A 15,374-nucleotide genomic window follows, 5' to 3' on the forward strand; every position below is an offset into this window, starting at 1 on the left:
AATGTACACAAGTGTTTTGCTAAATGTTGAATCAACAATACTGGATTTTTGGCGTTTGCTGAAGCCAAGGATAATGTATCTTGTGGTATTTACTGCAGTTGCTGGTATGGTTACTGCACCAGGTAGTATGCACCCTTTTCTAGTACTAATATCTCTTATATGTGTTGCTCTTGGCTCAGGATCTGCAGGTGCTATAAATATGTGGTATGACAGAGACATAGATCTGCTCATGGAAAGGACAAAAAACCGCCCTATACCTTCAGGTAGAGTTTCTGCAGAAAGCGCGCTTGAATTTGGTATAACTCTTGGAATATTGTCAGTATTTATCATGGCAATAGCAGTAAATTATATTTCTGCTGCTTTGCTTGCAGTTAGCATATTATTTTACGTTTTCGTATATACAATTTGGCTAAAAAGGCGTACTCCGCAGAATATCGTTATCGGTGGTGCAGCAGGTGCTTTTCCTCCAATGATTGGCTGGGCAGCTGTAACTAATTCTGTCAGTTGGGAAAGTTTCATTTTATTTTTAGTAATTTTTATGTGGACTCCGCCACACTTTTGGGCCCTATCTTTAAATAAGTCTGAAGACTATGCAAAGGCATCGATTCCAATGTTCAATATTGTTTATGGTCCGGAAAAAACAAGAAAATATATATTAATTTATAGTGTCTTGCTGGTGCTAACTAGCTTGCTTCCAGCTCTATTCTTGAAAAAGGCTTTACTTTATCTAAGCATGGCAATTTTTGCAGGTTGCATCTTTATTTGGTACGCTATATCAATTCTCAGATTCAAGAACCACAACTCACAGAAACAAATGTTTTCTTACTCAATTTCTTATCTATTTTCCCTATTTGCCAGTATTATTTTTTGTTCTATTGATTTATTTTAGTTATGAAAGAACGGCAGAAACATAAAAACTATTTTTTCCTTTTCCTTTTGGTAATGCTCGTTGTCACACTTTTTTTTGTTTCTATAATAAAATTTAAAGGTGCAGCTTAAACTACCTTTAGAAATTGTGCTTTCATAAAAGCAACTATATACTTTGTTAACCGATATAAACAAAGATGAGTAAAAAAGAAGTGACAATATATACGGATGGGGCGTGTTCTGGTAATCCTGGAGCGGGAGGATGGGCAGCTATCATATTATTTCAAGATTACAGAAAAGACATTTATGGTAGAGAAGAAAATACCACAAACAATAAAATGGAGTTAACAGCGGTGATCAATGGGCTGAAAGTATTGAAATTTTCTTGTAATATTAATTTATATATGGATAGTCTTTATGTTAAACATGGCATAACAGAGTGGATAAATAAGTGGAAAATGAATGGCTGGAAAACAAGTAATAAAAAATCAGTAAAAAATATGGAATTGTGGAAAGAGCTAGACAACGTTGCTTCACAACACGAAATTGATTGGAAGTGGGTTAAAGCACACAGTGGCGATAAGTATAATGAGGAGGCTGATAGTTTAGCAAGAAAAGCAATAATCGATGCTTAAAAAAATCACTATATCACTTTCCATAGTTCTATTGTTTGTATTCTGCTTATTTGTCTTTTTTAAGGGTGAGAGTCCTTTAGAAATCAATATTAATTATATTAATTTTTATGTTAAACATAAAATATCAAAGATATTTGTTGGCTCAAGCGTTAATATGGAGAATACCTCAGTTGTTTGGCAGAAAGGTAGTAAAGATCCGTATTTAGTCATTACAGATTTGGCAATAGCAAATCCTAATTTTACTATAAAAGTTCCTGAGCTTTTTGTACATTTTAAGTTAAGTTCCTTATTTAAAGCTAGCACAAATCTCTCTCAGGTTTCAGCTGATAATGTGCATGTATATATCAAGAGAGAAGAAACTAATGTTAATCCGCAAAACTCATTAGACCTTTTGGATAATCATTATTTAAGTAATAACCGCCTTCCTTCGGTGTCATTCCAGCGCGTGACGCTGGAATCTAGAAAAAAAGAAACCTGGATCCCAGTGTCAAGCACTGGGATGACAGGAAAAAAAGATATTGGGATGACAGGAAAAAAAGATACTGGGATGACAGGGAAGAATTTCAAGATGACAGAAAGCAGTGCAAAAAATCTATTAAAAACAATAAGGGAATTTTTTTTTGACTTAAATGCGGATTCAAAAATTGAATTTACTAACATCGCTATTGATAAAAGCACAGAAGATGAATTTTTTATTGATAAATTATATATAGGGAAGGGGGAAGATTTTAATGTTTTAGATATTCATGTGAATACAAAAGATGGAAAGGGATTTTTGGATGATTTATCAATTACGATAAAAAATCGCAACAATTTGCTAAATGTGTACGGGACATTTTATGATCTAAAATTGGGACTATTGAGCAAGTTTTCTACATTAGTTAAAAGCTACAATTTGGACAAAAATATAGGATTCAAAGGAAGCTTCTCAGTGAAAATTAATAAAAAGGATGAAATTGTAGATGGAAATATATACGTATTAAATACAGAAAATTATTTGAACAAAAATTTGGCCTTAACTAATGTAAATATAAATTTAACATATAGTAATGGAATTATTAGTGTAAAAAACTTCCATTTTAAGTTAAATGACACGTATCTCTCTTTAATAGGCAAAATGAACTTTAGTACAAGTCATGCTTTGCTTAGAATTAATATTAGTAAGTTTGCTGCAAAGGATTTATGTACTTATATACCAGATAGTGTAGTAAATAGTAAATTTAAAAGCTGGTATTGTGATAATATCGAAGGGGATGTTTTAAATACCATTGTAAGTTTCAATGGCAAAATTAACAATTTGGTTGATGACGATCTGTCAGACATTGTAATTGTTGCTGATATAGAAAACGGTAGCGTAAAATTTGATGAAGATTTTGAGCAAGTAAAGGAATTAAAGGGTGATTTGATCATCAAGAATAACGATCTTGAAATTACTGTAAATAGCGCTAAGTTTCAGAATTTCACTGTTAATGGTGGTGATATTGAAATGAAATCTCTAAATAAGGAAGATTCAGTTCTAACCATTAATGGCAAAGCTGTAAGTGATGCGTATGGTTTATATGAGCCTATAAGATTTAAGCTGGATGATGTGGTGAAGGTTGAAAGGGATAAAGTAAGTGGAATGGCAAAATCCGTATTTAATTTTCGCATTTTTAATCTAAATGCTGATGACAAAAAAGTAGACTTCTCAGCAAATTTTCATTCTGAAATTGACAATTTGGCCGTCTATAATGCAAGTCTTGGTAAATATGATATTAAGCTTAGTTTTGGCAGTGACTTTATAGATTTAAATGGTAGTGGTATGGTGAATAACACACAGCTATTATTTGACCTGAAAAGTAGCAATAGGAATGAAAGTTTCGCCTGGAATTTGACCGGAGATTTACCCGCTCAAATACTTAATTTTGATGAAAATATAGGTGGCTATGTCAATACAAATATAGAATCGGTGATAAATCAAGATAAGACGGGGCATGTTAATGGTAATATGGATTTATCAGAGCTTGAATCACGTTCAAGTTATTTAGGATGGAAAAATCGTTTTGAAGATCACAATAAAATTTTGTTTTCTACAAGGTTAAAAGGAGCAGGTGAATTGTTAATAGACAAATTAGATGTTGTAGGAAATGACCTAGATATAAAATTCAGCGGAAGAGTAGAAAATGGAAATTTATATTTAAATTCTAGTAGTTTTAAATTGCCTGATAATGATTTTAGTATAGAAATTGAATCAGGTAAGGAAAAAAATGCCATAACTATTTATGGTGAGGAAATTAACTTAAGTGATATTTTAGGCTTGCTTGGCAAAAACAGTAATGGATTAAACAAAGATATAGAGATTAGTATGAATGTTGACAATGTAATCATGAAAGAAGGCATCGTTATCAAAAATGCTAAGCTGAATGTAACCTGTACTAAAGGTAATTGCGATGGAAGTCAATTTACAGGACAGTTTCTAGAAGATAGCAGCAACATACTAGCGGAATACAGTGGAATAGGGCTCGAAATATATGCGGATAATGCAGGTATACTTTCGCGTTCCTTAGGCATTAGTAAATCAATTAAAAACGGCAAATTGTCTTTTTATATCTCTCCTCAGAGAGAAAGTGGAGAACATTATGGTACGTTATCCATTAGCAATTTCTACATCAAAGATGCTCCACTACTTACTACTTTATTGTCGATGTCTTCATTGCCTGGTATCGTAAATGCCATAAAGAACGAAGGTGTATACTTTTATAAATGTAATGCACCTTTCTCATACAAAGATGGCACTATTGAAATTGAAGAATCTTGGCTTGAAGGGGCGGAGTTAGGTATTAGCACTGGTGGTAAGCTCGATATTAAAGATTATAAATTCCAGGTTGCAGGACAAGTAATACCAGCATATTCAATTAATAAATCTTTGTTAAAAATTCCTATAATTGGAAAACTTCTTACTGGTGGGAAAAGTAGGGGAATCGTTTCAATAGACTATAAAGCAAGTGGTGATGACAAAAACAATAACGTATCTGTTGATCTTATCTCTTCGCTAACTCCAAACCTATTAAAGAGGTTATTGGGAGTGTTTGATCGCATTATGACAAAAACTAACGAAAGTGGCTTAAAAGGTGGTGTGAAAAAGAAATTTGGTTCGATATGACCAAAAGGGAAGTTATTTAACAAAATTATGGACAAAAATGCAAGAATTTCAGAATGATCTACCTGGTTTTTTATTTAGTTGTTTAAGTAATACCACTCCCTTTAACCTCTCTATATTTGCTGAACAACTAAAAAGGGTAGGGGGTGGTTGTAAATTGTACTGTTCAGCAGAGTGGCAAAATAAGGTAGACGAGAAAAGACAACTATAGGAACAAATGGGTGTCATGCCAGTGCGTGACACTGGTTTCCATCCAAAAGGGTGTCATTCCAGTGTCAGCTACTTTCATGACATCGTTTACTATGTGCCATATTGTAATGTTCGTACAGTTGTGGAATGAATCGCGGTATGACGTGTTGCTTGGGGTATCCGTTCAGCGGAGTGGCAGAATAAGGTAGACAAGGTGATCTAAAAAGATAATCATAGAGCAAAAGTGAAATAATATGGTAAACCTTTTAGAACTTTGCAAAAATTTACAGCAAAAAATAGAAAGGTTAGAAGCAAAAATAGAAAGATTGGAAAAAGAGAATGAAAGTTTAAAAGCAGAAAATAAGGCTTTAAAGATAGAAAATGCTGAGTTAAGAGAAAGACTCGGTTTAAGCTCAAAAAATTCATCAATACCAAGTTCCAAAGAGTTGTATAAAATAAAAAAGAATAAGCCGAAAAGCGAAAGGAATATTGGCGGTCAGGTTGGTCATAAAGGAAGTTTTCGCGCCAACATGGATGCAGATAAAGTAGTAAAGATAGAGTTGCCTAATACTTGCGAATGCGGAGGAGAAATTGCAATATGTGAAAAACCATATATTCATCAGAAAGTTGATCTTCCAGAAATCAAGCCTTATGTAGTGGAATATCAGTTAGAACATGGCCGTTGTCGGAGATGCGGAAAGAGAAGAAGTAGCAAGTTACCGGAAGGTGTTACGCCAGATACATTTGGTCCAAGGGTTAAGTCAATAATTGCAGCGTTCAGCGGATTCTACAAAAATTCAAAACGCGAAATAGCGAGTGTCGTAAATGATATCTTCAATTTGAACATAAGCGTCGGTAGCATATCAAATAGTGAACATAGAGTTGCTTCAAAATGCAAAAAAATGTATGAGCAGATCGAACAAGAGATAAGTAGGAGTAAAGTTCTACATATTGATGAAACGAGCCATTATAACAAAGGTAAACTCGCTTGGTGTTGGATGTTTGCAAGCAATACGGCAAGTTTTGTAAAATTTACAGAGTCAAGAGGAATGAAAGTTTTACAAAATAGTAAATTCTGCAATCGCAATAGCTTGGTAATAACTGACAGGTATGCAGCATACAATTATTTTGCCGATAAAAACAGGCAAATCTGTTGGGCACATTTATCAAGAGATTTTGAAAGATTAGCACATAGTTGGAATATTGAAGTTAAAGTTCTGGGTTGTTACTTGAGAAACGTGGCCACTGAATTATTTGCACTAAAAAAAGCTTTACTAAAAAGTGAGATAGATGTTTTGAGGTTTGTCAGACGTGCCAGAAAATTAAGAAAACGTACAAAGTATTACTTGAAGGAGATATCTCGTTTACCTGAAGCAATTGGAGCCTCTCGAGTTGCAAAAAATGTTCTGAGATCTGAAAGAATGATGTGGAAATTTTTAGATGACCCAGAAAATATTCCGCTGACAAATAACCACGCTGAACGGCAAATTCGGCATTATGTCGTTTATCGCAAAAACTCATATTTTACACAATCAAAGCGGGGAAATACATTCCTTGAGCGGATAATTTCATTATACTTAACTTGGAAACAAAGGGGTCTCAATCCTTTCCAAAATCTCCTATCTATTGTTTCTTAAACCACTCTCCTGAACGGATACGCTTGGGTCAGCTATAGTATAAATATACTAGGGGTTATAGTTTTCTTATGCTGCCTTTTTGTTATTAGACAACCACAATATAAAGGAGTGAAACGGATGCAAACAGTAGTGCATTTCTGCACCAAACGTATTACCTTTAACGAATAGTAAAATGTGAGATTTTTTGGAACTACCGTGGAGCAATTGCTCCACGGTTTCATTCTACTTAGAATCCACCCATGCCACTCATTTCTCCTGCACCCATAGGAGATGAAGCATTTTCTTTGCTTGGTACATCAACTATCATAGATTCAGTAGTTATCAGCACACTCGCAACAGATACCGCTGTTTCAAAAGCAATACGCACCACTTTTGCTGGATCAATCACACCAGCTGTAAACGCATTAGCATAATTCATAGCCTCAACGTTGTATATAAGCTCTTTATCATTCTGCTTAATCAAATAGTCAATTATAACAGCAGATTCAAGACCAGCATTTTTGACTAACCTTCTAATTGGAGCACTGAGAACTTTCTTGATAATGTTTATGCCTATTTGTTCCTCGTCACTTGCACCTTTTAATTTGTCGAGAACAGATGAAGCATAAAGAAGCGCAACCCCACCACCTGGAACTATACCTTCTTCAATTGCAGCTCTTGTTGCATGCAGCGCATCTTCGACTCTATCTCTACGTTCTTTAACTTCCACTTCAGTTGCTCCACCAACTTTGAGCACAGCAACGCCACCTGATAATTTCGCTAAACGTTCTCTTAGCTTTTCTTTATCATAATCAGAAGTTGAAGTTTCAATTTGAGATTTAATCTGCTCGATTCTAGCTTTCACACTGTCAGAATCGCTATTTTCGCTGACAACTGTGGTATTATCTTTAGTAATTTTAACATTTTTAGCCGTACCAATATCATCAAGCGTGAGATCTTCCATCTTGATTCCAAGTTCATCTTTTATGACGTACTTAGCACCAGTTAAAGTTGCTATGTCTTCGAGCATCTCCTTTCTTCTGTCACCAAAACCTGGAGCTTTTACTGCAGCAACTTTTAAACCACCACGCAATTTATTGATAACTAAAGTGCTTAATGCTTCACCTTCGATATCCTCTGCAATAATAACCAAAGGTTTACCAGATTTAACAATAGCTTCAAGAATAGGAAGTAAAGGTTGAATAATATTTAATTTTTTCTCTGTAATTAATAGATAAGGATTATCAAGCTCCACGATCATTTTTTCATTATTTGTAATAAAATACGGAGAGAGATAACCGCGATCAAATTGCATGCCAGTAGTCAGCTCAACTTCTAACTCTTTTGAACCTTTACTCTCTTCAACAGTTATTACACCCTCTTTTCCAACTTTTTTCACGGAATCAGCGATACTGTTACCTATATCCTTATCACCATTTGCAGAGATTATTGCAACTTGTGCCACTTCGTCTATTTTCTCTAGAGAAATTGTACGAGAGATTGACGCAATTTCCTTTAATATTACATCTTTTGCCTTCTGTATTCCGTTTTTAATACCAACACGATCGTTTCCAGCAGCAATTGACTTTGAAGCTTCCATTATCATGTTGCTAGTTAGTATTGAGCACGTTGTTGTACCATCACCAACTTTATCGTTACATTGAGAACAACTTTGTGCAAAGATGCTTGCTATCGCAGCGTTTAATGGTTTTTCAGGCTTGATACCCTTCATCACCTTATAACCATCTTTTGTAATTTCTGGTGCTCCATAGGGCTTATTAATCCCTACTGTTTTTCCTCTAGGTCCTGCAGTTATTGCTACCGTTGAATCCACTATTGCTGCAACTTCACGAAAGGCTTCTTGCAACTGCTCACCTGATACTACTACATTAGTCATTTTTATCACCTCTTGTTAATAAAAAATTTAGAAAACTATAATAAAATCATTTACAATGCGCTATGTTGCGCTTTGTTTCAGTTTAGTAAAATAAAGACTGCTACTTAATGACAGCAAGTATATCGGACTCTTTCATCACGATAAGCTTCTCATTATTATGTTCTATTTCTGTACCAGACCATTGGCGATAGAACACTTTATCACCAGCTTTCACAGTTAAAGTTACGCGTTCGCCACTTGAATTGCGTGAACCTTCACCAATTGCTATAACTTCACCTTTAGTAGGTTTCTTTTCAGCACTTGATGGAAGCACAATTCCACCTCGCTTTTCTTCGCTAATAGGCTTGACCAGCACGCTATCATCTAATACATTTAAACTTATACTTGACATTTGTTTTTCCTCATCAACAAATTAACTTATAAGTTTATATATATATACTCGTAAGTTAGATTTCAAGGGCTGGAGCTTGTAAAATATGCACGCTAAAAGCAGTTTCTAAAAGAGCCTAATGTTATATAATAAAATTTAGATTTATTTATAGAGATTTCATGAGTTATATACCATTTTTAAGTCGTGGTGTGATAGTGCTATATGGGCCTGAAACTAGAGATTTTCTGCAGGGTATTATAACCAATGATATTAATAAGTTGGATAGCCAAAAAGCCATTTACTCTTTATTGCTTAGCCCTCAGGGAAAATATCTATATGATTTTTTTCTTATTGAATATGGTAAATACACCCTCTTAGAGTGCGAAAACATACACTTGCAGCAAATAATCGAGAAACTAGATTTACTTAAAACTTATTTGAGGGTAAAGATTAAAGACGTTAGTGCACTATATAAGGTTGGGGTTTTGTTTAATACTAATTTGGCGGAGTGTAGTAGTAAGTCACAAGTTATTTTTCAAGATCCAAGGCACAAGCTGCTAGGAATGAGGATCATACATAAAGATGAAATAAAAGAGCCGGTTGGGGATTTTACTCAGTATGAAAAAGTCAGAATTCAAAATCTCGTTCCAGATGGAGCGAAAGATATGGTGCAGAATTCATCGTTTCCGCTGCAATTTTTAATCGATAAGGTAAACGGTATAAGCTTTAATAAGGGGTGTTATATAGGTCAGGAAGTTGTAAATCGAATGAGCAGACAAGAAATATTCAGAAGAAAACTTTACCTTGTTGAGGGGGATAACGCACTTCCAGATATTGGCACTAAAGTGACAAATGAAAACAATGAGGAAATAGGGGAACTGCGCTCTAGTGTAGACAACATTGGATTTGCATTGCTTAATACTGGAAAGAGCCATGCAAATTTATATGCAGATGGAGTTAGGTGCGTTAAGACGTTGAAGTCTTAAGGTAGCACATATAGAAACGAAAAACTTGCTTGACACCCTTCGCCAGCGCCCTTATCATAACAGTGAAGCTATTTCATTTAACTTCGCAATCTGTGCAGATTAAAACGACAAGGACTCCTGATATAATGTTGAACATTTTTTTCTGCATTTCCGGGAATGTTCAAAAAAGCATACGCGTCAAGTTAAGGAAATAAAGGTATGAAAGAGATAGAATAATGAGGTATAAGTTCTCCCAGATATACTTTTAGTGAGAGAACCAATGAATAAAATAACTTGCTTATCAAAAAAGCTCAAAGAATTTTTTAATGAAAAAGCAGAGAAAATCTCAATTACAACAAGGTTTATAAAAAGAAAGAGAAAGCTAAAAGGTTCATCATTCGTAAAAGCCATGGTCTTGGGTAATATAGGAGTTGATAATTGTAGCGTAGAAACAATGTGTCAATTACTAAACGAGGACTCGATAGATATAACAAAACAAGGTTTGGATTTTAGATTTACTGAAGAAGCAGTGGAATTTATGAAAAGGATGTATAATGAATCTGTGGTTCTCTTTAAAAATATCTTGCAAGTTGATTGCAAAATCTTACAGCAATTTAATAGTGTTAAATTATTGGACAGTAGCTATATTACTCTACCTAACAGTATGGAAGAGATGTATAAAGGTTATGGTACTAGCTGCAGTGGCTATGAAAGCAATACTAAGTCTGGAATAAAGTTACAATTAGTTTTCGATTACATGAATCAGATAATAGACCAACTTAATTTAACGGAGGGAATAAGATCAGACCAGGGATATAGGAAACATTTAAGTAATATATCAAGCAATGATTTGCTAATATCTGATCTCGGTTATTTTGTGCCAAGTTCTTTTAAACAAATCAATGAAATAGGAGCTTATTTCATAAGTCGTCGATACCAACGTATATGATGTAGAAACAAATCAAAAAATGGAGTTATTAGAATGTTTAGAGGATAAGTTATTTTTAGAAAACGAGGTATTGTTAGGAAAAGAAGCAAAAATTAGAGTAAGAATTATATGTCAGAAACTAACTGAAGAACAGTCTATAGCCAGAAAAAGGAAAGCTAATAGATTAGCAAGATCGCAGGATCCTCTAAAAGAAATCAAAAATTGTTGAATTGGTATAACTAATGTTCCAGAAAATAAAATTAGTGCTGAGCAAGTATTACAGAGTAAGGTGGCAAATTATTTAAATTGTATAAAAGTCATATCAGGCTTGATAAGCTAAAAGGAAAGCCATGCAGAGTATTATGTGAACTATATGCTAAATTGTGCGCAATTCTTATATTTTACGGCATAGTTGGTTGCACAGAAGTGAAAAAGAATACAGAACTTAGCTTAACAAAGGCATTTATTGAGCTAAAAAGACGGGTTAGAGAGTTATTTTTAGTATTAACCAAGATTAATAGTTTAAAAGCATTTCTTAAAAAACTCACTATAACTTGGTCGCGATTTTCATTAAAAGACAAACGTAGAAGGGCTAGAGTATCCACTTTAACCTCTCTAAATTTGCTCACAATCTCTTAACTTGACGCGTATGGTTCAAAAAAGTGTGTCAAACCGAAAAAAAAGTAATAAATTGATATAAAAAAATGGAGGTTTGACAATGAGTCAGAAAGTAGTAAACAGAACTACCGGTTTGGTAGATTACAAAGAACTGGAAGCAAATATACTGTCATCAATAAGGGAAGGCAGACCATTAACAGGAAGGGATGGAGCATTTACACCATTTATAAAAAAGCTGCTGGAGGCAAGTTTGGAAGGTGAAATAGAAAATCACTTATTAGCTGAAAGTGAAGAGAATAATCGAAGAAATGGGAGAAATGGAAAGACTTTACGGACAAGTGCACACTCACTTCTTCTTGATTTTTTGGTTTATCTTGTCTACCTATTTTGCCACTCTGCTGAACAGATACACTCAACTAATGGTCAATACATCTTCTATTAAAAATTGTACAAATTCATTGCCATTCCAGTAATTCATAGAGATTTTACCCAAAATAGCTTTAACATTACCCTGCATGATAGCAGAGCCAAGATGAGTATTTGCAGAACGAAATGCAATAGCTCTTACCATAACATTATCATCAGCAATAAAACATTTTATATGGTCAACTCCTATAACTTCAGGCTTTCTTATCTTTGCTCCTTGGATAATAAACCTTGGTTCAGGATTTCCAACTCCAAATGGTCCCAAGCGTTGCAATTGATTCCATAAAGACAAATTTATTGCTTTAGCAGTTACTATACTATCAGCTTTTAAAGTTTTCTCATTTATAGAATTTGAAAATCTTTCAGTAAAAAAATCATGCAAATCATTTATTTTGTCTTCTTTAATTGAAAATCCTGCCGCCATACTATGGCCACCACCTTCAATAATCAAATTTATAAACTTTGCGGAAAGGACTGCAGCACCGATATCAACTCCCAAAATTGATCTACAGCTTGCTTTTCCTATTCCATTATTTAAAGATATCACTACTGTTGGCAAGTGAAACTGCTCCTTTAGCCTTGATGCAATTATACCAATTATTCCCTGGTGCCAATTGCCACTTATCATTATAAAATTCGCACCTGATTGGGCAGACTTTTCCGCTTGTGCTGTAGCTTCCAAGAGAGCCTCATTTTCTAACACTTTTCTTGCATTATTCAAATCTATTAATTTTAGCGCGATTGAATGTGCCTCTTCATCATCATCGGTGGAAAGCAACCTTGCACCAAGCGATGCTTCTCCAATTCTTCCTCCAGCATTTATGCATGGCCCAATACTAAACCCTAATCGAGAAACACTTGGTTTTTCAAGGATTCCCAAAGCATCAAATAAAACACGCAAGCCAACGTTTTTTCTTGTTGACATAACTTTTAATCCTTGTGAGACAAGTGCTCTATTGAGGCTTGTGATCTGTATAACATCACAGACAGTTCCCAGGGCAACCAAATCCAACAGATCAAATAAATCTGGTTCTTTTTTGTTGGTAAAAAATCCTTGCTCACGTAGGCTTTTATTAAGAGCAACAATTAGCAGAAATGACACTCCAACTGCTGCTAGGTTATTATAAGGAGAGCTCTCATCAAGGCGGTTTGGATTCACAACTGCTACGGCGCTTGGTAATTTTTCCGTACCAAGGTGATGGTCAACAACTATAATATCAAGACCAAAAGCCTTTGCATCTTCTATTGGTTGATATGCAAGCGTACCACAATCAACGGAAATACATAAATCAATTCCATTCTTTTTAAGTTGTAATAAAGCATCTGTGTTTAATCCATAACCCTCATCAACACGATCTGGAATGTAGATTATAGAGTGTATATCGATTGCTCTCAGGTACCTGTTAATCAATGCTGACGACGTTGCACCATCAACATCATAGTCACCAAATATTGCAAGGTTTTCATCATTTTTTATTGCCCATATTATACGAGAAACAGCTTTATCCATATCAAGAAGGTGAAAGGGATCTGGTAATAGCGATCTGATTAGTGGATATAAGAAGTCGCTTGCATTTTCTATGTTAACACCACGAGTAACCAATATTCTTGCTAATATTTCTGGTAACTCAAATCTCTGTGTAAGAGTTAAGATTTGCCTTTGATCTGCTTCTTGCAACTTCCACAATGCATTTGTTATGCTGCGCTTTTCAATTTCAAGTAGCATATTCTTTCTTTGTAAATAAAACTACTTTACCAGAATTTTTAAGCTTGTTCTATAATTGTATTAGACTTCTGCATAACCTAAACTAAGTAGAAAAAAGGTATCATCTAAGTAGCTGACACTGGTCTCCATCCAAGAGGGCAGTAGCCCCTTCGGTGTCATTCCAGCGCGTGACCAGGTCTTTTTAGCTATCATAGGATGACAGAAGCAGACACTCCACTTTGTCGTTCCAGTGCCTCCTTTTTTTGTCATTCCAGTGCCTTGACTATTTGGATTCAGGAAAAAGAATGGTGTCATCCCAGTGCCCCTATGATGTCATCCAAGTAGCCTCCCTCTCCTGTCATCCCAGTGCTCCTTTTTTTGTCATCCGAGTAGCTGACACTGGGATGGCTTTGTTGCATAGCAACTGAAAAATCTGGTGGCTACTGACAAAATTCATTATAAAATAGCCATTTAACCTTGAAAGAAAAAATATGCCACAAAAAATGAGGGTCAGTAACCATAGCGAATATAACAAATTTCTAGAAAAAAGAGGAAATATTTTTCATTATATCAACGAAGCCATAGAAAAGTGGTACGAGAATGGTCCAAAAATACCAGGTGGCAACAATATTTATAGCGATAAAGTTGTAATTTTGGTGCACATAATAACTTGTTTATTTAGAATAGGCCTGAGGCAAACAGTTGGGTTTATAGCAGGATACCTTGAGCAAATTGGGAAAAATTTGCAAGTTATCAGCTATTCACAATCATCAAGAAGGTTTAAGAAACTCAATATTAAGATCAATGATTGCAGAATTGATAAAAATAATATGGAAGATATCGAAATTGCTATAGACAGTACAGGAATTAGTATATACAACAACACTCCTGGTCATAGCAAAGAAAATAGCGAAGATAGAAAGTATCGCAGCTATGAACAGACAAGAAAATTGCATGTAATGTTGAATACAAACAGCAAAAAAGCCATAGCTGTAAAATACAGTAACGGTGTCTACTCTGATCACTATGGAGCTTGTGATTTGCTAAAAGAAGTCGATTTTCAGTATGTCATAAAAGTACTATATGCAGATAGGGCATATGACAGAGAAAAGCTCTATAAGCTGTGTAATCAATATGGTATAAAAACGAAAATTCCTCCGAAAAACAACGCAGCAGAGCATCCAAAATTGGATTATATGCTTGATAGAAATGCCGCTATTCAGTTAATGAAATTACATGGTGAGAATGGTATAAAAAGATGGAAAGAAGAAGTAAATTACGGAAAAAGATCGTATATTGAAGGATTTTTCTCAAGGTTGAAGCGAATATTTGGGTTTAGTTTTAGGAGCAAATCTGAAATTAATCGTGAGAAGGAACTGCTACTCAAGTGTTATTTGCTTAACAAATTTACTGAAATAGGCATGGCTAAGTTTGAGATAGCTTCATGAATTTATTGTACGTTACCTACTATCCGAAGAGCGATGCAACAAAGCCCACTGGGATCCAGGAATTTTATTAAGTTGGTAAGCATAAAAGTGTTATGTAAAATACAACGTTCTTGATGGGATTGCGTGAAATGCTGGATCCCAGTGTCTGGGCACTGGGATGACAAAGGAGGACAGTGTCAGCTACTCGGATGACAAAAAAAGGAGCACTGGGATGACATCATCCTTTTTTGGGGGTTCCAGCGTCACGCGCTACCTTCCGTATAAATATTAAAAAATTTACCAAATGAAAAAAAAGGCAAAAGAAGCCCCGTGGTTGGCTAATTACTTACATTATACTTTCAAGTATGGCGTTTTTTTATTCTAAACGCTTAATAACCGCGATTTAGTTGCTTTTAAGCCGCAACTAATCTAAATTATAAACATTAAGAAATTTACTAAACAGAAAAAAAGGCAAAAGAAACCCTAGGGTAGCTAGTTATTCACTATCCATTTTTTAAGTTGGCGTTTTTTTATGCTTTATAAGCGTATTTCAGCTTGTGTAGGTAAAAACCTAGAAATTTGATAAAGACAT

Annotated in this window: 11 protein-coding genes and 2 pseudogenes; 9 read left to right on the forward strand and 4 right to left on the reverse strand. The window is 34.8% G+C overall.

The window, feature by feature from the left end; all coding sequences use genetic code 11:
* Position 1 precedes the first annotated feature (1 nt).
* The 5 genes from AACH21_RS03505 to AACH21_RS03525 all read left to right on the forward strand — a co-directional run bounded on the left by AACH21_RS03505 (position 2) and on the right by AACH21_RS03525 (position 6,467).
* Entirely contained in the window at positions 2 to 889 is an 888-nt protein-coding gene (locus tag AACH21_RS03505; RefSeq protein ID WP_077188168.1) for a heme o synthase, read from the forward strand.
* Between the two features lie 175 nt (positions 890 to 1,064).
* Positions 1,065 to 1,502, forward strand: a complete 438-nt coding sequence (rnhA, locus tag AACH21_RS03510; RefSeq protein WP_077188167.1) for a ribonuclease HI — start codon at positions 1,065 to 1,067, stop codon at positions 1,500 to 1,502.
* On the forward strand, positions 1,495 to 4,644 hold the full coding sequence (locus AACH21_RS03515) for an AsmA-like C-terminal domain-containing protein (protein ID WP_236514830.1): 3,150 nt from the start codon (positions 1,495 to 1,497) through the stop codon (positions 4,642 to 4,644). Before rnhA ends, AACH21_RS03515 begins: the two co-directional genes overlap by 8 nt.
* A gap of 214 nt (positions 4,645 to 4,858) precedes the next feature.
* Entirely contained in the window at positions 4,859 to 4,981 is a 123-nt protein-coding gene (locus AACH21_RS03520; protein ID WP_255703183.1) for a hypothetical protein, read from the forward strand.
* 103 nt (positions 4,982 to 5,084) lie between these two features.
* On the forward strand, positions 5,085 to 6,467 hold the full coding sequence (locus tag AACH21_RS03525; RefSeq protein ID WP_007548562.1) for an IS66-like element ISWen3 family transposase: 1,383 nt from the start codon (positions 5,085 to 5,087) through the stop codon (positions 6,465 to 6,467).
* A gap of 226 nt (positions 6,468 to 6,693) precedes the next feature.
* On the opposite strand, the gene groL is transcribed toward AACH21_RS03525, so the two are convergent.
* Positions 6,694 to 8,343 carry a chaperonin GroEL gene (groL, locus tag AACH21_RS03530; RefSeq protein WP_338482202.1) on the reverse strand — a complete coding sequence of 550 codons (1,650 nt, stop codon included), beginning with the start codon at positions 8,341 to 8,343 and terminating at the stop codon, positions 6,694 to 6,696.
* Between the two features lie 100 nt (positions 8,344 to 8,443).
* Positions 8,444 to 8,725 (reverse strand): co-chaperone GroES, encoded by a 282-nt coding sequence (locus tag AACH21_RS03535; protein ID WP_338482810.1) that lies wholly within the window; start codon positions 8,723 to 8,725, stop codon positions 8,444 to 8,446.
* A gap of 167 nt (positions 8,726 to 8,892) precedes the next feature.
* Here AACH21_RS03535 and AACH21_RS03540 point away from each other — a divergent pair, with 167 nt between their 5' ends.
* The 3 genes and pseudogenes from AACH21_RS03540 to AACH21_RS03550 all read left to right on the forward strand — a co-directional run.
* Complete coding sequence (locus AACH21_RS03540) at positions 8,893 to 9,699, forward strand: YgfZ/GcvT domain-containing protein (protein WP_338482204.1); 807 nt, start codon at positions 8,893 to 8,895, stop codon at positions 9,697 to 9,699.
* Between the two features lie 259 nt (positions 9,700 to 9,958).
* Positions 9,959 to 11,245, forward strand: a pseudogene (locus tag AACH21_RS03545) (IS4 family transposase).
* 79 nt (positions 11,246 to 11,324) lie between these two features.
* A pseudogene (locus tag AACH21_RS03550) lies at positions 11,325 to 11,582 on the forward strand (IS256 family transposase); the annotation flags it as partial.
* Between the two features lie 54 nt (positions 11,583 to 11,636).
* Here AACH21_RS03550 and recJ read toward each other — a convergent pair.
* The gene (recJ, locus tag AACH21_RS03555) at positions 11,637 to 13,376 is read right to left on the reverse strand and encodes a single-stranded-DNA-specific exonuclease RecJ (protein ID WP_338482205.1); all 1,740 of its coding nucleotides are present in this window, start codon (positions 13,374 to 13,376) and stop codon (positions 11,637 to 11,639) included.
* Between the two features lie 60 nt (positions 13,377 to 13,436).
* On the reverse strand, positions 13,437 to 13,670 hold the full coding sequence (locus AACH21_RS03560) for a hypothetical protein (protein WP_338482206.1): 234 nt from the start codon (positions 13,668 to 13,670) through the stop codon (positions 13,437 to 13,439).
* 176 nt (positions 13,671 to 13,846) lie between these two features.
* Here AACH21_RS03560 and AACH21_RS03565 point away from each other — a divergent pair, with 176 nt between their 5' ends.
* A complete protein-coding gene (locus AACH21_RS03565; protein ID WP_265029812.1) occupies positions 13,847 to 14,803 on the forward strand; it encodes an IS5 family transposase in 957 nt (318 codons plus the stop codon).
* Positions 14,804 to 15,374 lie beyond the last annotated feature (571 nt).

Source organism: Wolbachia endosymbiont (group A) of Ophion costatus (assembly GCF_963969245.1).
Taxonomy (GTDB): Bacteria; Pseudomonadota; Alphaproteobacteria; order Rickettsiales; family Anaplasmataceae; genus Wolbachia; species Wolbachia pipientis.